The sequence below is a fragment of the Haloarcula pelagica genome (genome assembly GCF_030127105.1).
Lineage (GTDB): Archaea > Halobacteriota > Halobacteria > Halobacteriales > Haloarculaceae > Haloarcula > Haloarcula pelagica.
In genome coordinates this window covers 2,951,479-2,972,609 of record NZ_CP126161.1, presented here as the reverse complement: position 1 = coordinate 2,972,609, position 21,131 = coordinate 2,951,479, and the positions used below count along the sequence as shown (strand labels likewise).

16 protein-coding genes are annotated in these 21,131 nt (G+C 62.7%); 9 read left to right on the top strand and 7 right to left on the bottom strand.

Going from position 1 to position 21,131, the window contains the following annotated elements; translation table 11 throughout:
* Positions 1-114: 114 nt before the first annotated feature.
* Complete coding sequence (locus P1L40_RS15750) at positions 115-1,014, bottom strand: ROK family protein (protein WP_284008398.1); 900 nt, start codon at positions 1,012-1,014, stop codon at positions 115-117.
* 362 nt (positions 1,015-1,376) lie between these two features.
* On the opposite strand from P1L40_RS15750, the gene P1L40_RS15745 reads away from it, so the two are divergent.
* Complete coding sequence (locus tag P1L40_RS15745) at positions 1,377-2,066, top strand: DUF1028 domain-containing protein (RefSeq protein WP_284008396.1); 690 nt, start codon at positions 1,377-1,379, stop codon at positions 2,064-2,066.
* Positions 2,067-2,105: 39 nt separating this feature from the next.
* Here P1L40_RS15745 and P1L40_RS15740 read toward each other — a convergent pair whose 3' ends face one another.
* The 4 genes from P1L40_RS15740 to P1L40_RS15725 are packed head-to-tail and all read right to left on the bottom strand — an operon-like array spanning position 2,106 to position 7,777.
* Positions 2,106-4,223, bottom strand: a complete 2,118-nt coding sequence (locus P1L40_RS15740) for an ABC transporter ATP-binding protein (RefSeq protein WP_284008394.1) — start codon at positions 4,221-4,223, stop codon at positions 2,106-2,108.
* On the bottom strand, positions 4,220-5,128 hold the full coding sequence (locus tag P1L40_RS15735) for an ABC transporter permease (RefSeq protein WP_284008392.1): 909 nt from the start codon (positions 5,126-5,128) through the stop codon (positions 4,220-4,222). Before P1L40_RS15735 ends, P1L40_RS15740 begins: the two co-directional genes overlap by 4 nt.
* Positions 5,128-6,081 carry an ABC transporter permease gene (locus P1L40_RS15730; protein ID WP_284008389.1) on the bottom strand — a complete coding sequence of 318 codons (954 nt, stop codon included), beginning with the start codon at positions 6,079-6,081 and terminating at the stop codon, positions 5,128-5,130. The genes P1L40_RS15735 and P1L40_RS15730 overlap by 1 nt, the downstream gene beginning before the upstream one ends.
* Before the next feature lie 16 nt (positions 6,082-6,097).
* Entirely contained in the window at positions 6,098-7,777 is a 1,680-nt protein-coding gene (locus tag P1L40_RS15725) for an ABC transporter substrate-binding protein (RefSeq protein WP_284008388.1), read from the bottom strand.
* 125 nt (positions 7,778-7,902) lie between these two features.
* Here P1L40_RS15725 and P1L40_RS15720 point away from each other — a divergent pair, with 125 nt between their 5' ends.
* Together P1L40_RS15720 and P1L40_RS15715 are read left to right on the top strand one after the other, a co-directional pair.
* Complete coding sequence (locus P1L40_RS15720) at positions 7,903-9,150, top strand: Zn-dependent hydrolase (protein WP_284011080.1); 1,248 nt, start codon at positions 7,903-7,905, stop codon at positions 9,148-9,150.
* Between the two features lie 195 nt (positions 9,151-9,345).
* Positions 9,346-10,161: an IclR family transcriptional regulator gene (locus P1L40_RS15715; RefSeq protein ID WP_284008386.1), complete on the top strand. Its 816-nt coding sequence runs from the start codon at positions 9,346-9,348 to the stop codon at positions 10,159-10,161.
* A gap of 963 nt (positions 10,162-11,124) precedes the next feature.
* Here P1L40_RS15715 and P1L40_RS15710 read toward each other — a convergent pair.
* Positions 11,125-11,976 carry a hypothetical protein gene (locus P1L40_RS15710; protein WP_284008384.1) on the bottom strand — a complete coding sequence of 284 codons (852 nt, stop codon included), beginning with the start codon at positions 11,974-11,976 and terminating at the stop codon, positions 11,125-11,127.
* Positions 11,977-12,075: 99 nt separating this feature from the next.
* Here P1L40_RS15710 and P1L40_RS15705 point away from each other — a divergent pair, with 99 nt between their 5' ends.
* Positions 12,076-12,204, top strand: coding sequence for a hypothetical protein (locus tag P1L40_RS15705; protein WP_284008383.1), 129 nt, complete (start codon positions 12,076-12,078; stop codon positions 12,202-12,204).
* A 67-nt stretch (positions 12,205-12,271) separates the two neighbouring features.
* Here P1L40_RS15705 and P1L40_RS15700 read toward each other — a convergent pair whose 3' ends face one another.
* Complete coding sequence (locus P1L40_RS15700) at positions 12,272-14,491, bottom strand: TrmB family transcriptional regulator (protein ID WP_284008382.1); 2,220 nt, start codon at positions 14,489-14,491, stop codon at positions 12,272-12,274.
* A gap of 122 nt (positions 14,492-14,613) precedes the next feature.
* Here P1L40_RS15700 and P1L40_RS15695 point away from each other — a divergent pair, with 122 nt between their 5' ends.
* The 5 genes from P1L40_RS15695 (at position 14,614) to P1L40_RS15675 (ending at position 21,127) form a co-directional block, all read left to right on the top strand.
* Complete coding sequence (locus tag P1L40_RS15695) at positions 14,614-16,725, top strand: GH32 C-terminal domain-containing protein (RefSeq protein ID WP_284008380.1); 2,112 nt, start codon at positions 14,614-14,616, stop codon at positions 16,723-16,725.
* A gap of 61 nt (positions 16,726-16,786) precedes the next feature.
* Positions 16,787-17,926, top strand: a complete 1,140-nt coding sequence (locus P1L40_RS15690; RefSeq protein WP_284008378.1) for an ABC transporter ATP-binding protein — start codon at positions 16,787-16,789, stop codon at positions 17,924-17,926.
* A 42-nt stretch (positions 17,927-17,968) separates the two neighbouring features.
* The gene (locus tag P1L40_RS15685; RefSeq protein WP_284008376.1) at positions 17,969-19,342 is read left to right on the top strand and encodes an extracellular solute-binding protein; all 1,374 of its coding nucleotides are present in this window, start codon (positions 17,969-17,971) and stop codon (positions 19,340-19,342) included.
* Between the two features lie 2 nt (positions 19,343-19,344).
* The gene (locus P1L40_RS15680) at positions 19,345-20,265 is read left to right on the top strand and encodes a carbohydrate ABC transporter permease (RefSeq protein WP_284008374.1); all 921 of its coding nucleotides are present in this window, start codon (positions 19,345-19,347) and stop codon (positions 20,263-20,265) included.
* Positions 20,258-21,127 (top strand): carbohydrate ABC transporter permease, encoded by an 870-nt coding sequence (locus P1L40_RS15675; protein WP_284008373.1) that lies wholly within the window; start codon positions 20,258-20,260, stop codon positions 21,125-21,127. Before P1L40_RS15680 ends, P1L40_RS15675 begins: the two co-directional genes overlap by 8 nt.
* Positions 21,128-21,131 lie beyond the last annotated feature (4 nt).

The following is a 21,131-nucleotide window of genomic DNA, read 5'->3' as shown; positions in this document are numbered from 1 at the left end:
ACACGTTGGGCGTCATCCCGGACATCGAGGTGCTCGATCGACTGCATGGAACGACACGGCCCCAGGTTCGGTGGCCGGTCGCTGGCTGTGGAGACGCGTGTCGGCAAGGCGACTCTACGACTGGAGGCGTTCGATCGCCGCGGCGGCGGCGCCGTAGAGTTCGAGGTCGACGCCAAACGAGGTCAGTTCGATCGTCGGCGGCGACAGCATGCAGTAGTCGCCGAGATCGACCGGTTCGAGCGCGTTGGGGTCGTCGTCGTAGTCGACCAGGTCCGGGTTGTTACGGGCCACGCCACCGCCGACCTTGACGAGATCCGTCGAGAACAGGTTCGCGATCGTGCCGATCCCAGCGGCGTTGATCCGTTTGATCCGGGTGTAGTAGTCACGAGCGACGTGGTCGCCAGCGTACACAGCCTGAAAGAACTCCTTCGCGTCCTCGGTACCGGTGAGGGCCGTCTCCCGGTCGTCGTCGGCGAGCCACTCCCGGACGCGCTTCGGGAGCTGTTTCCCGGCCGCGTACGCCTCCCACGGGTCGTTGACATCCGAGTACCGGAGGTCACCGTCCCAGTTGATGTTCACGAAGCCGGCCTCGGCGCCGGGAACGAGGTCCCCGTTCCGGAGGATACCGACGCCGATCCCGGTGCTTATCGTCAGGTACGCGAGGTCGACGGACGGCCCCACGTCGCCGTACCGCTTCAGCCCGAGTGCGCTCGCGTCGGCGTCGTTCTCGACGGCGAGTGGCACGGAGAACGTGTCCGCGAGCGGCGTCAGGTCCCACCCGGACCAGTTCGTGACATCCAGTAGTTCGTTTGTCTGTCGATCGACGACCGCGGCGGCGGCGACACCGATCGCGTCGATGTCGTCGTACGCCTCGTCGAGTCGGTCGACGAGCGTCTCCGCGGAATCGATCGTGTCGGTGGTGAACGCCCACGGTTCCTCTTCGAGGCCGGACTCGGTCGCTCTGGCACCCCTAATCGTCGACCCGCCGATATCGATCGCGAGGACAGACACCATAGACGGCATTGCGTGGCACCCATCATAAACGTCGGCGTCGCTGGGGACTCCAAGAGACGACCGGACCACGCAGCCGTGCACGGTACCCGAGACGGCGGAGAGAGTGCTGGCCAGAAGGTTCTACATACACCACATCTACCAGCGTATTTCGGTTTTATGCTTTTATATAAACGATATGTAGTAGTGTCTCCGGGAACGAGCAACAGTAGCGGATTTTTCGAACGAGCTTTTTGGTATATGAGTTTAAGACGTGTTTTCTAGTACTGTTTTTGGCACATCCGCGAGTCTCCCGTCACCTCGCCGAGGCGTCGGAATCCGGCGGGACGGGAAGATATACACCGACAGCCGGGCAAAGAGACAGTATGCGACACACGCCCGGAACGTTCTCGATAGCCGCCCGTGATCCCGAGACCGACACCTTCGGCGCTGCGGTGACGACGGGGACCGTCGCGGTCGGCGCGACGTGTCCGTACGTGAGCAGCCACGGAGCGGCGGTAACACAGGCGTTCACGAAGACGGAACACGGCCGCGACGCCGTCGCGCGTGCCGACACCGGCGAGCGGATCGACGACGCGTTCGAGGCGCTGCTGGCGGCCGACGACCACGCCGACTATCGGCAGGTCCACGGCGTCGGCGCCGAGAGCGAGTTCGCCTTCACCGGCGAGAACTGCAGCGGGTGGGCCGGCCACCGGACCGGCGAACGGTACACCGTCACCGGGAACCTCCTCACGGGCCCCGGCGTCGTCGACGCCGTCGCCGACGCGTACCTCGACACGGACGGCGACGTGCCCGAACGGCTCGTCTCGGCGCTGGAAGCCGGTGTGGCCGCCGGCGGCGACGACCGCGGCGAGATGAGCGCGGCGATCCTCGTCCACGCGCCCGAGCCCGCGTTCTACCACAACCTCCGGGTCGACCTCTCGGAGACGCCCGTCGCGGATCTCCGGACCCTTCTCGTGGAGGCCCGCGAGGCGAAAGCACGGATCGAAGCCGAGACCGACGACCTGTTCGAGGACTACCCCGAGGAACTGCTTGATTTCGGCATCAAGTACTGAGAGCGACGGATCAAGAGCGAAAGCCCGACGCGGTCGGCCTCAGTCCGACTCCGTCGGGTTCGGCTCCCGGTTCACGCCGATGAACGAGTCGCGTTCGCTCATCTCCTCGGTCGAGAGGTGACAGGAGATCCGGTGGTCCGAGCCGTCGACGGCCTCCAGTGCCGGAACATCCTGTTCACAGACATCGCCGATCTTCTTCGGGCAGCGGGTCTGGAACGGACAGCCCGACGGCGGGTCGATCGGGCTGGGGACGCTCCCTTCCAGCAGGATCCGGTCGGTCTTCCGGTTCGGGTTGGCGTGTGGGACCGCCGAGAGGAGGCTCTCGGTGTAGGGGTGGAACGGCGCCGAGAACACGTCCCCGATACGGCCGAACTCGGCGATCTTGCCGAGGTACATCACGGCCACGCGGTCACAGATGTGCCGGACGACGCCGATGTTGTGGGAGATGAACAGGTACGAGATGTTCTCCTCGGCCTGGATCTCGTTGAGGAGGTTGAGGATCTGGGCCTGCACGCTCACGTCCAGCGCCGACACCGGCTCGTCACAGACGATGAGCTTCGGTTCGACGGCGAGCGCGTGGGCGATGGCCACACGCTGTTGCTGACCGCCCGAGAACTCGTGGGGGTACTTCTCCGCCGCGTCACCGGAGAGGCCGACCCGTTCGAGCAGGTCCCTGACCCGCTCGTGTTTCTCCTCGCCGGTCGCGATGTCGTGGCGCTCCATCGCGCGGCCGATGATCCGCCCGACGGGTTTTCTCGGGTTCAGCGAGCTGTGTGGGTCCTGGAAGATGATCTGCATCTCCCGGCGCAGACTGCGGATCTCGCCGGACCCCAGGTCGGTGATCGACTCGCCCTCGAAGTACACCTCGCCCTCGGTCGGTTCGAGCAGGCGCAACACGGTCCGGGCGACGGTCGACTTCCCGCAGCCGGACTCGCCGACGAGACCGACGGTCTCCCCGGGGTAGATCTCGAAGCTGACGCCGTCGACGGCCTTGACGTACCGGCGTTCGATCGTCGGGAGGCCACCGCCGTCCCGGACGAGTCGGACGTTGCCGAGGAACCCCTCGCCGGCGCTGAAGTGCTTTTTCAGGTTCCGGACCTCGAACAGCGGCTCGCCGGACCGGTCGATCTCACTCCGGCCGTGGCCGGTCGGCGCCGCCGCACTCTCCGAGAGGTCGAGGTCGGCGGCGTGGAGACACGCGGCCCGCGAGGAGCCCTCGCCGACCGCCTCCAGCGACGGGTCGCTGCCGGTCCGACACGCCTCGGTCGCGTGTGGACACCGGGGCGCGAAGTTACAGCCGGTCGGCAGGTCCGCGAGGTCCGGCATGGACCCGGCGAGCGTCGGCAGGTCGTCGTACTCGCTCTCGACTTCCGGGATGGAGTCGATGAGTGCCCGCGTGTAGGGGTGTCTCGGCCGCTCGAACAGGTCGTCGAGCGCCGCCGTCTCGACGAGGTTGCCAGCGTACATGACGCCGACATCGTCACAGGTCTGTGCGACGACCCCGAGGTTGTGCGTGATCATCAACACCGCCGTGTTCTCCCGCGCCTGGAGGTCGTTGAGCAGGTCGAGGATCTTCGCCTGTGTCGTCACGTCGAGCGCGGTCGTCGGTTCGTCCGCGATGATGAGGTCCGGTTCGCAGGAGAACCCGATGGCCACGAGGACGCGCTGGCGCATCCCGCCGGAGAACTCGTGTGGGTAGTCGTCGATGCGCTCGTCCGCGTCCGGGATTCCAACGTCCTCCATCGACTCGAAGGCGATGCGACGGGCCTCGGACTTCGAGACGTTCTGGTGGCGCCGGACCGTCTCGACGATCTGCTCGCCGACGGTCATCACGGGGTTCAGCGCGGACATCGGGTCCTGGGGGATCATCGCGATCCGGTTCCCGCGCACGTCCCGCATCTCCCCCTCGGTCTTTTCGAGCAGGTCCTCGCCGTCGAAGACGACTTGACCGCCGGTGATCTCCCCGGGGGAGTCGATCAGGCGCATGATCGACCGCGCCGTGACGGACTTGCCCGCGCCGGACTCGCCGACGATACCGAGCGTCTCGCCGCGGTCCAGCGAGAACGACACGTCGTTGCTTGCGACGATCGACCCCGACTCCGTCCGGAACTCGGTGCGGAGGTCCCGCACGTCGAGCAGCGGTTCGTCGGCGGTCATTCGATCGCCTCCACCTTTGGGTCGAGGACATCACGCAGGCCGTCACCGAGCATGTTGAACCCGACGACGGCGATGCCGATGGCCAGCGCGGGGAAGAGCAACATCCACGGCGCGGTCTGCATGAAGCCGCGGCCGGTGTCGATCATCAGGCCCCACGACGGGCGGGGCGGTTGCGCGCCCAGCCCGAGGAACGAGAGGCTCGCCTCCGCGAGGATCGCAAAGGAGACGTTCAGCGAGCCCTGCACCAGGATCGGCGCCATACAGTTGGGGAACACCTCGCTGAAGACGATCCGACTGCTGCTCTCGCCGCGGGCGACCGCCGATTCGACGTACGCCTCGTTGCGTTCCGAGAGCGCCGCGCTCCGCGAGACGCGGGCGATGTACGGCGTGTAGACGAACGCCAGCGCGATGATGACGTTGCGGAGCTCCGGGCCGAGCACGACCAGCAGCGTCAGTGCCAGCAACACCGGGGGAAACGCCATCGCGGCGTCCATCACCCGCATCAGTATCTCGTCGAGGAGGCCACCGGCGTAGCCAGCGACGACGCCGGTGATCGCACCGACCGCGAGCGCCGCCGTGATCGACCCGAGGCCGACGTACAGCGAGATCCGACTCCCCAGCACGACGCGGCTGAAGATGTCACGGCCCAGATCGTCGGTCCCGAAGGGGTGTTCGAGCGACGGTCCCTGCGTCCGGTCCTGGATGTTCGTCTCGTTCATGCCGTAGGGGGCGATAAACGGTGCGAACGCCGCCACGAGGAACAGCGACAGGACGATCGTGAGGCCGATCATCGCCTTGGTGTTCCGCCGGAACTGTCTGGCGAACGAACGGATGCGTTCGCGCTGTGAGTCCGAGAGCGTGAAACGGCCGTCGACCGCCCCCTCGGTGGGTTGTTCGGCGGCCATCAGCTGTCACCTCCGTACCGGATCCGCGGATCGAAGTAGGCGTACAGCAGGTCCGCCGCGAAGTTCGACAGCATGTAGATCACGGCGACGACGATGATACACCCCTGGATGAGCGGGATGTCACGGCTCTGGATCGCGGTGAGGGTCAGCCGGCCGATCCCCGGCCAGAGGAACACCTCCTCCAGTACGATGACCCCGCCGAAGGCGTAGCTGAACTGGAACGCGATGACGGTGATGACCGGGATGACCGCGTTCCGGAGCGCGTGTCTGAGCACGACGACCCGCTGGCTCATCCCCTTGGCCCGCGCGAGGTTGATGTACTCCTCGCTGAGGACTTCGAGCATCGACGAGCGCGTCATCCGCATGATGTAGGCGGTGAGCGCAAAACCCATCGCACCGGCGGGGAGGACGAGCCGTTGGAGCGCCCCCACCGGGTCCTCGGTCGGCGCGACGTAGCCGCTCGTCGGGAACAGGTTCAACCACACCGCAAAGATCAGGATGAACACGAGCCCCCAGAGGAAGATGGGGAGCGAGATACCGACGAAGGCGAACATCGACGCGGTCACGTCCGGGGCCTCGTTCTGGTTGACCGCGGCGTAGACGCCCAGAGGAATCGAGAGCGCGACCGCGACCAGCGTCGCGCTGACCGCGAGCAGGAGCGAACGGGGGAGCCGTTCGGCGATGAGGCCCACGACGGGGTCACCGAACCGGAGCGACTCGCCCATGTCCCCCTGTAAGAGCCCGACAACCCAGTCGAAGTACTGGACGTACAGCGGTCGGTTGAGCCCGAGCTGTGCTTCGAGCGCCTGGATCGACTCCGCGTTCGCGTTCGGCCCCAGGATGACCAGTGCGACGTTGCCCGGGAGGATGTTGGTGACCGCGAACGCGATGAGCGTCACGAGGAACAGCGTCACCGTCATAAACCCGATGCGTCGGAGTACGTAGTTGTACATCGATAGCGGAGAGCGATCAGCGGTCGAGGTAGTTGTCGGCGAACTGGAGCGTCGAGCCGTCCGGCGCGCCGATGTCGCCCTTGTACTGGGAGGCTGCTCCGTAGAGGCTGGGCTGCCACCACAGCATGAGGTGGCCGGCGCGTTCCTCGTGGAGGATCTCGGTGGCCTGGTGGTACAGATCGGCGCGTTCGTCCTCGTCGTAGATCGTCCGGGCCTCCTCGACCAGCGAGTTGTAGTCCTCGTTCACCCAGTTGGTGAAGAAGAAGGCGCCCTCGGGGTGGAGGAACTTGTAGAACGACACGTCGGGGTACCACAGCGCGAGGTAGGAACTGGTCGTCGCCTGGAAGTTCTGGTCGGTGTAGACATCCGAGAGCCACGTGTTCCACGTGATCTGCTGGATGTCGAGGTCGATACCGGCCTCCGAGGCGTTGTTCGCGATGACCTCGGCCGCCTGCACCTGGGTCGGGTACGACTGTGGAATCTTGAACGTCGCCGAGAAGCCGTCGGACATCCCCGCGGCGTCTAAGTGCTCCTGGACGCGGTCGAGGTCCCGCTCCCGGGGTTCGATGTCCGGGTTCACCCAGGGACTACCGGGTGCGGCCGGGGACGCGGTCGTCTGGCCCGTGCCGTACAGCGCGGCCTCGGTGACTTCCTCCTTGTCGATGGCGAAGTCCAGGGCGAGTCGGGCGTCCTTGTTGTCGAACGGCTCCCGGTCGCAGTTCATCCCCAGGTAGACCAGCGACTTGGGGAACTGCGTTTCGAGGCGGACGCCGGAGGCCTGTTCGACCCGCGAAACGTCCCGCGGCGCGATGCCGTTGATGAAGTCGTACTCGTTCGAGAGGAACGACTGCAGACGGACGCTCGGGTCCGGGACCTCCTGCTTGACGATCGTGTCGATGAAGGGGCCGTCCTCCTCCGAGGCCCCCCAGTAGTCCTCGTTGCGGACCATCGTGAACGAGGTCTCGATCTCCCGGCTCTCGAACTTGTAGGGGCCGGTCCCGATCGGCTCCTCGACCATGTCCTGCTGGGCCTTCTCGGCCGGCATCACCGACAGCTCCGCCGTCGCCATCTTCGCGAGGAAGGGCGCGAACGGCTGGGTGAGCTGGATCTCGAAGGTGTAGTCGTCGGGGGCGCGAAGCTCCTCGACGAAGTCGAAAAAGCCCGTCGCCAGGAAGTCCCCGTTCTGGACGCGTTCGTAGCTGGCGAGTACGTCCGCGGAAGTCATCTCCTGGCCGTCGTGGAAGGTGACATCCTCGCGTAGCTCGAAGGTCAGGAGCGTGTTGTCCTCGGACTGTTCGAACGAGGTCGCGAGGTGTGGCTCGATGGAGTAGTCGTCCTGCAGCGCGACGACCTCCTCGTAGATGTTCTCGAGGACCCGTTTCGACGCCGCCGAGGTGTCGATGTGCGGGTCCAGCCCCTGTACGGGGACCGCACCGCCCCACTGGAGCGTCCCGCCGTGCCGGGAGCCGCTGCTGGCGCCGCTCCCGCCGTCGCCGTCACTTCCGCCGCCGTCTCCGTCGCCTCCGCTGCCGCCGCCACCGTCCCCGCCGTCGCCACCGCCGCCGGAACACCCAGCGAGTGCCGCAGTCCCCGTCGCAACCGCCGCGCCGAGGAACGTCCGCCGGCCGACCCGGTCCTGGAGTGGTCGGGTGTCGCTACTGGAAGTCTGTTCTGGCTCCTTGCCATTCTTTCCCATGTATCTGACTCATGAGAACAATCAGTGATAAATATTTTGGTCAGGGCAGTTTCGAGAGGGACCGAAAACCCGGCTGCCGCCCAAACAATAATATAGTGGAAGCATCGAACCGAGAGGCAAGCGCCATGGAAATTAATCAGCAACGGCTCCGCAGTGACATCGAATCGAACGCGGAATTCGGGGCCGTCCCGACGGACGAGGGCCGCGGGCGGACGGTCCTGACCGGGAGCGAGGCGGACCGGCGAGCGCGGGAATTTTTCTGCGAACGGCTCCGCGACGCCGGTTTGACGGTCAGGATCGACGATGTCGGGAACGTCGTCGGCCGGTGGGCTCCCGAGAGCGCTGCCCCGGACGCGGCCGCCGTCGCGACGGGGAGCCACCTGGATTCAGTTCCGGAGGGCGGGATCTTCGACGGACCGCTGGGGGTCTACGCCGGCCTGGAGAGTGTCCGCGCGATGCAAGACGCCGGTGTCGAACCCGTCCGTCCGATCGAAGTCGTCTGTTTCACCGAAGAGGAGGGACAGCGCTTCGGCGGCGGACTCGTCGGCTCCGCGGTCGCCGCGGGCGAGATGGGTCTCGAGGAGGCGCTGGCGATCGAAGACGCCGACGGGATTCCGCTCGGCGACGCCCTCGCCGACATCGGCTACCGGGGCGAGGGACGAGTCGACGCCGCCGCGTGGGAGGCCTGGATAGAACTCCACATCGAGCAGTCCGAACGGCTCGAACGTGCCGACGCCGCCGCGGGCGTCGTCACGAGCATCGTCGGACTCGTGCGGTGTCACGTCGAGTTCGTCGGGGAGACCGACCACGCCGGGTCGACGCTCATGACCGACCGCGCCGACGCCTTGACGGCCGCCAGCGAGTTCGTCCTCGACGTGGAGGCCGTGGCGAACGAGCGCCAGTCGGTCTCGGAGACCGCCGTCGCGACCGTCGGGAAGCTCGATGTCTCTCCGAACGCACCGAACGTGATCCCCGGGACGGTCACACTCACCATCGATGTCCGCGATGTCGACTCGGACTCGATCGAGTACGTCATCGACGGCGCCAGAGAGAACCTCCGAACCATCGAGACGGACCGCCCCGTCCGGGCGACGATGGAACGCCCCTGGAACCGCTCGCCGGTCGGGATGAGCGACCGCTGTCGGGACGCGCTCCACGCTGCCGGCCGAACGGCGGGCATCGACACGCTGGATCTGCACTCGGGCGCCGGTCACGACACGATGCACGTCGCGGACGTGACCGACGCCGCGTTGCTGTTTGCCCCCTCCCGGGACGGGATCTCGCACAACCCGCTGGAGTGGACCGACTGGGACGACTGCGCCGACGCGACACGGGTGCTCGCCGGTGCGCTCGCGGACCTGGCACAGTCGTAGACGCTGTTCTGGAAATGAGAACGCAATCTTGCTCCCTGTTCGTGAGTGACCACTGTCTCCGGGACGGCGTCCCGGCGCCGAGGGGCTGTCCGAACCGGACACTGCCGGTCGTCGCCGCCTGCATCTCCCACTCACGCAGACGGCCAGTGTTTGTGAAATACAAACAGCTATCTCCGTCCGGCCCCGACAGTGGCTATGACGGACGAACGAACAAACGGGTCGCCGCGGACACTGAAGACAGTGTCACGCGCGTTCGACATCGTTCGCGCGCTCGAAGAACTGGACGGTGCGGGCGTCACCGAACTGTCCGAGCACCTCGATCTCTCGAAGAGCGTCGTCTACAACTACCTCAGTACGCTCCGCGAGGAGAAGTTCGTGGTCAAGAAAGGCGCCACCTACGAGCTCTCCCTGCAGTTCTTGCTCATCGGCGAGTACGTCCGCTATCAGAACGTCCTCTACCAGGTCGGCAAGCCCGCGCTCGACGACCTCGCCGAGAAGACCGGGGAGTTCGCGCACCTGGCGGCCGAAGAACACGGCCTCGGCGTCAACCTCTACAAGGTCGGGGGAGAGAAAGCCGTCGGAAGCGCGTACCAGGTGAACAAGCTCCAGCGCGCCGATTACCTGCACTTCTCGGCGACCGGGAAGGCGATACTCGCGTACCTGCCCCAGGAGCGCGTCGAGTGGATCATCGACCGATACGGACTGCCCGCGAAGACCGAGTCGACGATCACCGACAACGCGGCACTGTTCGACGAACTGGAGACGATACGTGAACGCGGGTACTCCCTCAACGACGAGGAGGAGATCACGGGGCTGCAGGCCATCGGTGCCCCGGTTCGTGACCGCCACGGCCGGATTCTCGGGTCGATTAGCGTCTCGGGTCCGGTCCGGCGGATCCAGCAGTCCGGCTACCACGACCAGCTCATCAGAGACGTGGTCAACACCGCAAACATCGTCGAGGTCAACATCAACATGGACGCGACCGACGACGAGTTCCCGACGTTCAGTTGAGTTCCGATCCCGACGTGCGGGAAAAACAATCGTACATCCATTATTTTCGAGCCGGCCCGGAATCGTCGACACGTCCCTCTCGGCTTCGTCGGCCGCTCCCGACGGCGTTCCACGCGCGTCCCGAACGGATCGACCAGGACATCGAGCCCCTGCTGGACGGACAGTTCGGAGTTCCCGGTCGGGGGTAGGGACACAGCGGTGGTAGCACATGCGGTGCCTTCGGGTTCGGGAAACCTGCCTTCCAATCTGGAGTTTCTCATATCTCGTGGCGTCCTCTCGAAAACGGGTATCTATCCAATATAGTGCCCGCACCGATAACCGAAATACAAACATATCCCACCATTCTGTGAAGAGTTATCCGCCAAAGGGATCTACCACCGCGGCCCACGGTGTCTCATAAGATAGAATATCAAACCTCGCTCGCATGTAGAAATATATTTCCCATTTTGGAGCCATAAGTTGGTATTTTTTCGCTATTTCTTATCGAACAACACTCTCTAGCCGTTTTTACTGAGACAGCCGTGTAAATTTGTTTTGATTTGGTCGTATCGACGCTAACTTCGGACTTGTTTGTAGTAGGAAACCGAAAGCCGCTACTGACACGGATCACGGGACTCGTTTGCATACGGTACAGTGGGCCAGGCGCGGGAGACGATATCTCACGGTAGACCGCACGGCGTCGGCAGTGTAGTTCGCCCCGCAACGTCGTGTGGCAGCAGGTGCTCGCCGGTTTCGTCGACAAATCGGCGGCTGGATCGTATCTGCCCCAGGCGTGACTGCCTGACTTCGCCGCAGTCGATAAGAGAACAGGGCTTCGCTCGAAGACCGGCCCTCGGCAGTATTCCATCGGGCCCCCACGTTCGGGGCGGAACACTCCAACCGTCAGGCTAGCGGCCAGCGTGTCGTGTCGGACAGCGAGGTGAGCGACCCGTGGTCGCGGAACTTCGGGAGCGCGTCCGACTTTCACGGGGACCGCTGAGTGTCGGTGTCTGTCGGCCGCTGTGGCTCGGGCCGCATCGAGCGGAGGTACTGCACCGCCAACACCGCGGACACGGCGATCGGCAGGAAGCTGAACGACGCCGCCACCGGGCTGACGGTAACCGTGTCGCCGGCCATGAGAACGAGAGTCATGACGCCGATCGGTGACGCGAGTGTCGCCCCCAAGACCAGTACCACACCGGCGAAGACGTACCCCCACGCGCGCTCCCGAAACAGCCACGCCGCAGCGAGGAAGATGGCAGGGACGACGACACCGAGATCGAGGACGTGGCTCGCCATCGCCTGTGGTCCCGCCTCGGTAGCGAGCAGCGGCGGCGTCCCGGTGAGCAGCGCCGGCACGACATCCGAGAGCCAGAGCACCGCGAGTCCGAGCCCGACGACGACCAGCGCGCTCCCGTACAGCGTGGTGTTGAGACGCCCGCGGAGTGTCCCGCGGATACGCTCGGCGTCAGTCTCCACCATGCCGCCGACGAACGTGAACAGGGAGATCGAAAACAGGCCGACGTAGACGAGAAAGAGTTCGTTGAACGGGATCTGGATCGCGATCGAGGCCCAGATGTACGTATTATACGCCAACCCGCCCAGCCAGATGATACGACCGCGCGGAGAATCGCGCCCCGCGTACCAGAGCCCGACGGCCAACACGGGAATCCCGACGGACAGGATCGTCAGATCTTGCAGTCGGTATGACTCGACGAGTCCGGGTGCTGCCCGGTAGTGGCCCTGCCGAGCGAGGCCCACGAGTGACGACCCGGTCGCGAGAGCCAAGACAGCGACCGTCGCGATCACGTGCCATCGGCGAACGCGTGATGCCATGACTAGCCGCGACTACGAACGTAGTCGAGATAACACTTTCACGGGCGGCCGTTTCGAGGGCAAAGAGCGATACTGTCGCCGGTGGTGTCGTCCAGTAGTATGCGCGGAGTGCCACTCCGCCGGCGGCGGGTCGGGATTTCCAGCCGCACAGTCGGCCCCTTCGTCTTTCTCCTGGACCTCTTCGTCGGACTGGTGATCGTCGTACTCATCTATCAGAGCCAAACGTAGGCCGATAGATGGAGTCGAGACCTGCACTGTAGGTAACAGGCTATCTTCTGTTGGCTGTCCCAACTGCCTACGACTCCGCGAAGAACGAGTCGTACTCCGCGACGAACGACCGGAGTTCCTGCGGTGTCGGCGCCTTGTCGTGGCGCATGAAGTATCCGGCGACCGAGTTGGCCAGCACCAGCGCCGCTCCGTCAGATAGCCCTTCTGCAAGTCCGAGCGCCAGTCCACTGATGAAGTGAGCGGTGACGTTCCGAATCTGACGCGGATTGACGACCTGTGGTGCCTTGACTGAGATGACCTCGTCCGGCGAGGCAAGCGTGGCCCCTCGCTGGGAGTGGAGCACGAACCGCGTGATTCCGATCTCATCACGGACCTGTTCCACCGTCGGCGACGAGGAATCGCTATCGTCCATCACCAGTGCATCCCTGAACCGCCGGGTTTCACTCCGGTTCGCGGTCACAGTCACGGGGACGATGTCGTCGAGAGCGGCGATCGATTCACACCCCGCTCTGATCTCCGCATCCGACAACTGGCTGATCTCGCCAGGGTGGATGTGGACATGCGGCGGCGGCGAGTTCAGGATCGGCCAGAGCTCCGTCCGGAGGCCGTCGAGGATGTCGGGTAGCTCCGGAGTTGCGAACCACGTGCCCATCGTTAGGATCGCCGCATCGTTGACGTGCTCGGCCAGTGTGGTGACGTCGATGCGGTCGGTAACTCGGTCCCAGTCGAGGATCTCCGGGTTGGGCTCTGTGAGGAGGAACTTCCGGTCTTCGAACCAGACGTAGTCCGTACTCGTCGTCTGCCCGAGGCTGATGAGTTGCTGGTCTCTGAACTCGCGTGTGAACTCGGAACGGATCGGGTTGCCGAGCTGCCCGAGGAGCGTCACGTCGTATCGCAACTCGTCGAATACCCCACCGACGTGAGCGACGTGTCCGCCCGGTTCCGTGTCGGTCTCGCGCCATTCGATACGTGGCGCCATCTCGCTCGCTTCGAAGCGGACGAGTGCTTCCCGGAAGTCATCGAACTTTCGAATCCGCTCGTAGTCCGTACCCGGTTTCCTGGTCACGAACTCTCGGATGCGGTCGATAAACGCATCGAAACAGGTGACGACGGACTCGTTGCCGAACTCCGTCGGGAGTTCGGATCGACACGTCTCCAGGTGACGTGCCGTCTCGCTGTCCAGTTCGTCCGCGTGAGTGACGCCATTCTCTCTGAGCTCGATATTGTGCGCCGCATAGTCGACGTTCCGGGTTCCGACCCCACCGACGGTCACCAGTGACGATTCGACGTCGTTAGCGGCCGACTCCGTGCTGAGCGTGAACGAGGCCCGGATATCGTACTCGGTGTAGTAGTAGCTGGTCAGCGTCCCCTCCAAGCTGACAGTTTCGCCCGTCTGCGTATCGTACCCGTCGATGGAGACGGTGAACGAATCGACCGGTCGGCTCTCGGTCAACACCGAAATATCAGCGAGGCAATCGCGGATACGGATGTACTCTTTCGGAAGTGACGGCCGACGAGAGCCGTGTTCGACAGTACGCGCCAGCGGCCAGATCGACTCCGAGACGAACCGATCCAGCACCATCGTCAGGCTGGGGTTCGTGACGTAATACCCCTGCCCCTCGCTCTCGTGATATTCGTGACCCTCCTGTACCCAATACATCCCGCGACGGCGGTCGACCGTGAGGACGAAGTCTTCACTCGTCGAGACGACGCGGAGTTCGTCGACGGTATCGGGAACGGCCGCGTCGAGTTCGGACACGTCGTTCGACTCCGGAGAGACGTTCGAGAGGATGAGACGGAGTTGCTGCTCCTCACATTGGCTCAGAATATCGGCGACCGACTGGAGCCGGTCGATCGGCAGTAGCAGGAAGATATCGCGTTCGGCGGTCTGGAGCAGTTCCCGGACGTACTTCTGGATCGTACTCTCGCTCTTGAACAGTGCGATGCCGCTTTCGACCGTGTCGATCGTATCGTACAGCTCTTCGAGATATTCTTCGGCCTGCGAGAGTCGATCGCGGATCGAAGAGATCGCCTCGGATGGATCAACAGCGTAGGCTTTCTTCGGATAATCGTCGATGACCTCGACGAAGCCCCGGTTCTGGAGATCGTCGACAATGTCGTAGACCCGCTGTTTGGGGACGTCGCTCGTTTCAGCTACCTCGGTGAAGGTCTGTGCCCCCCCACGTACGAGCGCGAGATATACCTCTGTCTCGTAGGTCGTGAAGTCGGCGTTGGCCTCCATCGTCTCACGCAAGAGGGCCATCTTGGCTTCGTCTTCAGCGGTCATTGTTCGAATATCAGGGTTCGGGAATAAGCCGTTTTCTGAACGGCTATCTGGACACGAACCATGCCACTCGATACCACATTCAGACGGATAAGGCTTAAGGAACCACCACGATAGTTGTGATTATGGAATATAGGGAATCGGCCTGTTCTGCTGACTTCTCTTCACAGACTGCCCGTCTCACTGTCGGCCCCTCTGATGGCGCCGGAAGGGAGTCTGATAGCGTATCGCTCCGCGAGATCGATACAGAGAATCTGACCGACTACGATATGTTATGGTGGCATCGGCGTTCGGCACTAGACGAGGCCGCGCACGATGCGCTCGCCGTTACAGGCCCAGAACTACTCGCATTCGTCGAGTCCGGGGGCGGACTGCTCCTCACTCACGGGGCGATCGAAGTAGCCGCAGAGATAGGGATCGAGTCACATGGGCCAGATACGATCGAGCGAATTCGGGGTGACTCCGCTGGGTTTCTCGTCAGTCGTGCGTTCTCCGGTCACGCACTCTTCGACGGAATCGAAGGATTACGGACGGAGGGTACTCCGACAGGTGACGCTGTCGCAGTCCATTACGAGTCGAACTACCCGAGGGACGGTGACGTGTTCGCTGCGAGTCGTATCGACGGAGAGGACGTGCCTGTCCGGAAGTCAATACTTCACTGGAGCGTCGGCGACGGACGTGTGGTTGGTGTCGGGCACGGCCTGGCCGGTATCGATAGTGACCACCAATCGATGCTCCTAGCTAACGTCAAGCGGTACCTGTGTGGCGACCACGACGACCCTGAAACGGTCGGACGACCGAAAGGGAGGCGCGAGCTGCAGGCACTACGTGACGAGGTTCCGGACCCTAACCACAGGCCTGCGTACCATTTCACCCCGCCGGCGAACTGGATCAACGACCCGAACGGGCTCGTCCAGTGGAACGGGCGTTATCATCTCTTCTACCAGTACAACCCCGCCGGCCCGTATCACGGGACGATCCACTGGGGACATGCCGTCTCAGACGACCTCGTAACGTGGGAGGACGAACCGATCGCGTTGTCCCCCGAACCGGATGGACCGGACGCGGACGGCTGCTTCTCGGGGTGCTTCGTCGACGACGACGGTGGCCCTACCGTCTTGTATACCGGTAGCGCTGGGCAATCCCAGCTCCCCTGTTTAGCTCGAGCAGACAACCCTGCGCTAACAGAGTGGACAAAGGCCGACGAGAATCCACTGTTAGACGGTGCACCCGAGAGTGTGGACGTCTTCGAGACGATCAACTGGACAGCTGAGTTCCGGGATCACAGTGTCTGGCGAACTGGTGGAACTTGGTATCAGCTGATCGGATCCGGGATCGACGAAGAGGGCGGGGCTGCCTTCCTCTACCGGTCAGATGATCTCGTCGACTGGGAGTACTGTAACCCGATTCTTACCGGGGACTGGCGCAAGACCGGGCCGATCTGGGAGTGTCCAGAACTCTTGCAGTTCGAGAACGGATCGATTCTCCACGTCTCCGACTATACGAACGTCTGGTACTTCTCCGGGGAGTACGACGAAGAAGCGAACCGCTTCGACCCGGACGACAGGGGCCTTCTCGATCACGGTGTCTTCTACGCACCACAGTCGTTCGAAGACGAATCGGGACGAACACTGATGTTCGGATGGCTGAAAGAGGATCGTGATGAGACATCTCAGTGGGATGCTGGGTGGTCCGGTGCGATTTCGCTTCCACGAGAGATATCGCTCACACCCGATGGACAGCCCCGGATTACGCCTGCAGACGAACTCACGCAGCTTCGCGGGACCCATCACTCCGTTTCGGATCTGACTGTCGAACCAGGCGATTCCGGAGTACTCGATGGCATCGAGGGGGATATGCTCGAACTGAAAGTCACGTTCGATGCAGCGACTGCCGGTGAGTTCGGTCTCGTGCTTCGCGCGACGCCCGACAGTGAAGAGCAGACTGTGGTGCGCTGCAAGAGCTGGAAACGGGAATTGGAGATCGATCGATCCCGCTCGTCGAGTAGTGACGCTGCTAGTGATACCCCAGAAGTAATGCCGATAAACCTCGACGATGGATCTCTCACGCTCCACCTGTTCGTCGATCGGTCCGTCGTCGAAGTGTTTGCCAACGATGCACAGTGTCTCTCGACCAGAATCTATCCAACCCGTGATGATAGCGAGGGCCTCGATCTGTACGCGAGTGACCGGAGAGTGACCGTAGAGTCGCTCGACGTGTGGGAAATCGAACCGTAGAAATATTCTCCACTTTCATTGGGAAAAGTTGAAGTGGTAGGGAGAGAGAGGGATTGGCAGGATGAGTCGTATCACGATAGACAATGTACGTAAGGAGTATGACTCCGACGCCGGCACGATCACAGCCGTCGAAAACGTAAGCCTCGGCATCCGAGACGGGGAATTTCTCACCATCGTTGGGCCATCGGGCTCCGGGAAGTCCACGCTGCTGCGGATGATCGCAGGGCTCGAAGACATCTCGGGCGGCGAGATCAGGATCGGGGAGACGGTCGTCAACAACATCGCTCCACAGAACCGTGGTGTGGCGATGGTCTTCCAGAACTACGCGCTGTATCCGCACATGAGCGTCCGGCAGAACATGTCCTACGGGCTGAAACTGACCACGGACCTCGACAGTGAGGAGATCCAACGCCGCGTCGAGGAGACGGCCGAGATGATGGGTATCGGCGACTTGCTCGACAAGAAGCCGAACAACCTTTCCGGAGGGCAGCAGCAGCGCGTGGCGACGGGGCGTGCGATCGTACGCAAGCCCGAAGTGTTCCTGTTCGACGAACCACTGAGCAACCTCGACGCAAAGCTCCGCCTCCACATGCGGACTGAACTCCAGCGGATCCAGGAGGAACTCGAGACCACGTCGGTGTACGTCACGCACGACCAGACCGAAGCGATGACGATGTCGGATCGGATCGTGATCCTCTCCGATGGGACGATCCAGCAACTCGGAACACCGGCAGAGGTCTACGCAGAACCTGCCAACAAGTTCGTTGCGGACTTCATCGGGTCGCCGTCGATGAATTTCTTCGAGACTCGCCTCGAAAACGGTGTCCTCTACGGAGATGAGTTCGAGTACGAGCTCGAGCCACAACTCGCAGAGGCAGTTCGGAGCGGCAGTACCACCGACGACCTCGTCCTCGGCATCCGACCGGAACACATCCAGGTCGATCCGGCGAGTGACGATCCAATCAGCGCAAGGCTGGACGTACTCGAACACGAGGGGAGCGACAACTATCTCTACCTCTCGAAAGGAGACGCCGAGTGGACAGTCCGGGTCGACGGGAACACGCGGTTCGAAGAGGGTGAGCGGATCGAGTTCACCTTCCCACCCGAACACGTGCACGTCTTCGATGGATCGACCGGCGAGAACCTGGTCGTAGAGACGCCAGTCCCGACTGATTCGAGCGATTCGTCGGCAACAGCGTAGATACAGTAAGATTAATAACTATAGTGGTTAATCTAGATAATCATGTCACGGCATGACAGCACGGACGGCGGGCGGCACAGTTCGACAATCGATCGGCGGCAGGTTCTGAGCGCAGCCGGTGCAGCACTCACAGCGGGCGTCGCTGGGTGTGGCGGTCTGACCGGGAGCACCTCCAGTGGCAGTTCGGGTGGGAGTTCGAACAGCGGCGACGTCGAAATCACCTTCTGGTACTACTTCGGCGCGAAAGAGCGCGAGGTTATGACCTCGCTCATCGACGAGTTCAATCAGCAGGATAACGGGATCCAGGTCAACGCACAGGGAGTTCCGTTCGGCGAGTTCCTGAACAAGGTGTTCACGGGCGTCAACGCGAACAGTTCTCCCCACGTCATGACCTTCTTCGGGTCCTACGGACGCCACTTGGAACCAGTGACCTACCCCATCGACGACTACCTCTCTGACGGTGCGAAAAACGAGTACTTCGACGTCGCCTGGAACAGTCTCCAGGTCGACGACTCCACCTACGCGATGCCGATCGACATCCACGGGAAGGCAGTCTACACCAACAACGACGTGCTCGACTCGGCCGGTGTCGACCCGGACTTTACCGACTGGGACTCGTTCTCCAACGCCTGCGATACGATCGTCAGTGAGACAGATGCGAACGCGTTCTCCTTCCTCAACTGGAAATCCGGACAGGAAGCGTTCCGTGCGTATACCAGCGCACTCAGTCAGGCTGGTGGAACGGTCCTGTCTGGTGAGCCGGGTAATTTGGAGGTCTCGTACAACGACGAGACAGGGATGCAGACTGCCGAGTTGATGGCGGACATCACCGGAGACTTCGGATGGGACTCGTCGACGTTCCAGAGTGATTCTGCGCGTGTAGAGAACTTCATCGGCGATAAGCTCGGAATGTTCATCGCTGGAACGTGGTCAGTTAACAACTTCAAGAACGAGGAGGGCGAACTCATGGAGGACCTCTCGTTCAGCTTCGAAAAACCGTTCATGTTCCCCGGCGACGGTGAAGACGTCGCGTGGTGTGAGTCCAACTCGCTGTTTTTCCCGAAGAACGACAACCACACCGAGGCCGAAAAGCAGGCGGCTGTGGAGTTCGCCGAGTACGTCACGCAGAACAACCCCGAATGGGCGTCTGCCGGTGGCCACCTCCCCTCGGCCAAGTCTGTCGCGACTTCCAGCGCAGTACAGAGTTCCACCCTGTGGGACGAGGTCGGCACGATCTCTACGATGCACGACATGGTCTCGGACGGGCAGGTCCAGTACCAGCCACAGACGCCTGTCGACATCAACAGCTCCCGGTTCTGGGGCCCCTTCCTCGACATGTACCTGCAAAACACCGACGTCGCCGCTGGCGTGGAAGCCAGTGCGAGTGAACTACAGAACGCCCTCGACAGTGCATAATTATGGACACAAACACGTTGACGAGTAGTCAGACATCCACGCGCTGGGAGCGCATGTTCGAGCGGTCGACGCGCGAGACGATCATGGGGCTGGTCTTCGCCATCCCCTATCTCGTGCTGTTCGCCGCGTTCCTGCTGTTCCCGCTGTTGAAGGGGCTCTACATGAGCCTCTTCGAGTGGAACTTCCTCAACCCCTCAGAGTCGACGTTCATCGGGCTGGACAACTACGCTCGGCTCGTGAACGATCCGGCGTTCTGGAACGCCCTGTGGAACACGCTCGAGTTCGTGGCGCTGACGGTTCCGCTCATCGTCGTCGTCAGCCTCGTGCTCGCACTCGGTCTGAACAAGGAACTCAAAGGAAGCCGGCTCCTCCAGTTCGTCTACTTCAGCCCGTACGTCCTGACCGTGTCCGTTGTGGCGATCGTCTGGTCACAGATGTTCGCCCAGAGCGGTATCGGAACGCACTTCCTCGGCTGGTTGTTCGAGGGCTCGCCCCTGAACTCGAAGTTCTGGGCCATGCCGGCCATCGTCATCACGACGGTGTGGTGGCAGGCAGGGTTCTACTTCGCGGTACTGCTGGCCGCTCGACAGAACGTGCCAGAGCGGCTGTACGAGGCAGCACGCCTCGACGGTGCCGGCCCATGGCGGATGTTCCGAGACATCACGTTGCCACACATGAAGAACGCGCTCCTGTTCGTCGTCATCGCCTCGACGATCTTCCAGTTCCAAGTGTTCGGGCAACCGTTCCTGATGACCGACGGTGGTCCGGTCGGCGAGACCGAGACACTCGTCGTCTACCTCTACGAACTCGGCTTCAGAGCGCGGGAGCTCGGGTTCGGAGCGGCCGTGGGGTACACACTCCTCGCAATCCTGGTCGGCGTATCGATACTGAACTACGTACTCGTGGGGACGAACAATGAGTAACGCGGACCGCTCCGAATCGCTGGTCAGCCGTCTCACAGACCGCGATACGCTGTACCGTCTCGGGCTCTACCTCGTGATGTACGGCCTCGCAGCGGTGTTTTTCATCCCCTACGTCCGGATGTTCGAGCTCTCGGTGACGCCACTGAGTGTCATGTCCGACGGGGGGTTCTTCTGGATTCCACCGGAGACGACATTCGCGGTCTGGGAGCGGTTCCTGTTCAGAGAGCCGATCATCTACCGCTGGGCGTGGAATACACTGCTGATCGCTAGCATCACAACGTTCATCGTGTTGGTCGTCGACTCGATGATCGCCTTCTCGATCACCCGCCTAGAGTGGCCCGGCCAGAGTCTCGTCCTCGGGATTATCATGGCGAGTTTCATGATTCCCGGGTACGTGAACATCATCCCGCTGTACACCGTAATCAACGACCTCGGGCTCCTGAACTCCTACTGGGCGATCATCTTGCCGTTCGCGGCCGGCCCGCTCGGCGTGTTCCTGCTCGTGCAGTTCTTCCGCGACATTCCGGAGGAACTGGAAGAAGCTGCACGTCTCGACGGGTTCTCTCAATTCCGCATCTACGCACAGATCATCCTCCCGCTGTCGACCCCGATCCTGACCGCACTCGGCCTGTTCGTGTTCATCTGGAGCTGGAACCAGTTCCTCTGGCCGCTGATCGTGCTGAACAACGACCAGCTATACACGCTTCCCATCGGTGTCGTCATCCTCAGAGACGTCAACGCACTCGCACCGAATCTCATCATGACCTCACTGGCGATCGCGTCGCTCCCCCTGTTCATCGTCTTCTTGCTGTTCCAGGACAAACTCATCTCCAGTGTCCAGATGCAGGCTGGAACGGGATGATACT

Bases quoted from the DNA above. Each gene is read 5' to 3' on its own strand.
- P1L40_RS15750 (WP_284008398.1), bottom strand. From the start codon at position 1,014: ATGGTGTCTGTCCTCGCGATCGATATCGGCGGGTCGACGATTAGGGGT.
- P1L40_RS15745 (WP_284008396.1), top strand. From the start codon at position 1,377: ATGCGACACACGCCCGGAACGTTCTCGATAGCCGCCCGTGATCCCGAG.
- P1L40_RS15740 (WP_284008394.1), bottom strand. From the start codon at position 4,223: ATGACCGCCGACGAACCGCTGCTCGACGTGCGGGACCTCCGCACCGAG.
- P1L40_RS15735 (WP_284008392.1), bottom strand. From the start codon at position 5,128: ATGGCCGCCGAACAACCCACCGAGGGGGCGGTCGACGGCCGTTTCACG.
- P1L40_RS15730 (WP_284008389.1), bottom strand. From the start codon at position 6,081: ATGTACAACTACGTACTCCGACGCATCGGGTTTATGACGGTGACGCTG.
- P1L40_RS15725 (WP_284008388.1), bottom strand. From the start codon at position 7,777: ATGGGAAAGAATGGCAAGGAGCCAGAACAGACTTCCAGTAGCGACACC.
- P1L40_RS15720 (WP_284011080.1), top strand. From the start codon at position 7,903: ATGGAAATTAATCAGCAACGGCTCCGCAGTGACATCGAATCGAACGCG.
- P1L40_RS15715 (WP_284008386.1), top strand. From the start codon at position 9,346: ATGACGGACGAACGAACAAACGGGTCGCCGCGGACACTGAAGACAGTG.
- P1L40_RS15710 (WP_284008384.1), bottom strand. From the start codon at position 11,976: ATGGCATCACGCGTTCGCCGATGGCACGTGATCGCGACGGTCGCTGTC.
- P1L40_RS15705 (WP_284008383.1), top strand. From the start codon at position 12,076: ATGCGCGGAGTGCCACTCCGCCGGCGGCGGGTCGGGATTTCCAGCCGC.
- P1L40_RS15700 (WP_284008382.1), bottom strand. From the start codon at position 14,491: ATGACCGCTGAAGACGAAGCCAAGATGGCCCTCTTGCGTGAGACGATG.
- P1L40_RS15695 (WP_284008380.1), top strand. From the start codon at position 14,614: ATGGAATATAGGGAATCGGCCTGTTCTGCTGACTTCTCTTCACAGACT.
- P1L40_RS15690 (WP_284008378.1), top strand. From the start codon at position 16,787: ATGAGTCGTATCACGATAGACAATGTACGTAAGGAGTATGACTCCGAC.
- P1L40_RS15685 (WP_284008376.1), top strand. From the start codon at position 17,969: ATGTCACGGCATGACAGCACGGACGGCGGGCGGCACAGTTCGACAATC.
- P1L40_RS15680 (WP_284008374.1), top strand. From the start codon at position 19,345: ATGGACACAAACACGTTGACGAGTAGTCAGACATCCACGCGCTGGGAG.
- P1L40_RS15675 (WP_284008373.1), top strand. From the start codon at position 20,258: ATGAGTAACGCGGACCGCTCCGAATCGCTGGTCAGCCGTCTCACAGAC.